This window comes from Cecembia lonarensis LW9 (assembly GCF_000298295.1).
Taxonomy (GTDB): Bacteria; Bacteroidota; Bacteroidia; order Cytophagales; family Cyclobacteriaceae; genus Cecembia; species Cecembia lonarensis.
In genome coordinates, this window is sequence record NZ_AMGM01000318.1 from 1 (window position 1) to 611 (window position 611).

Sequence of the window (611 nt, forward strand, 5' to 3'; positions counted from 1 at the left end):
ATCGAGGTCAAGGACGGGGAACTGCTGCTTTACCCCGATACCCCGGCGGTCTAGAAATCTTGCTGGCCCGGTGGCGCACCTCGTGCGGTGCCTCCGGTACCCAGCAGCACCACGGTGAAACGACCCAGAACGGGGGCCGCGCATCAAGCGCGGCCCCCGTTCTGCACCGTGGACGGATAAAGACCCGCACGGCAAGCCGCCCCAGGGGGCGCCGCCTGCGCCGAAATGCGCTGCTGCGGAGCCGGTGCCAGGGGTCAGATCAGCACGAGGCTCAAACCCCACACGGCGATGAATCCCGAAACACCCTGGATCGCGGTGGCTGGGGTCAACGTGCGGTAGGCAGTGGCCGTCGGAATCCGGCTGAACTGGGAAACCACCCAGAAGAAGGAATCATTGGCGTGGGAAACAACCATGGCTCCGGCGCCGATTGCCAAGACGGCCAGCACCGGGCCGGCGCCCTGGTTCAGCCCCAGCGGTTCGAGCAGCGGCAGCATCATCGCCGAGGTGGTCACCATGGCCACGGTGGAGGACCCCTGAGCGGTCTTCAGCGCGGCGGAAATAATGAATGGTACGGCGATACCCAGGCCAAGCGTGGCGAGGTTTTCGGAGAG

1 protein-coding gene is annotated in these 611 nt (G+C 65.8%); it reads right to left on the bottom strand.

Annotated elements, in window-relative coordinates:
- Positions 1-254: 254 nt before the first annotated feature.
- Positions 255-611: GntT/GntP/DsdX family permease (locus B879_RS24280; RefSeq protein WP_162136901.1), on the bottom strand; the 357-nt coding region annotated here is incomplete at its 5' end.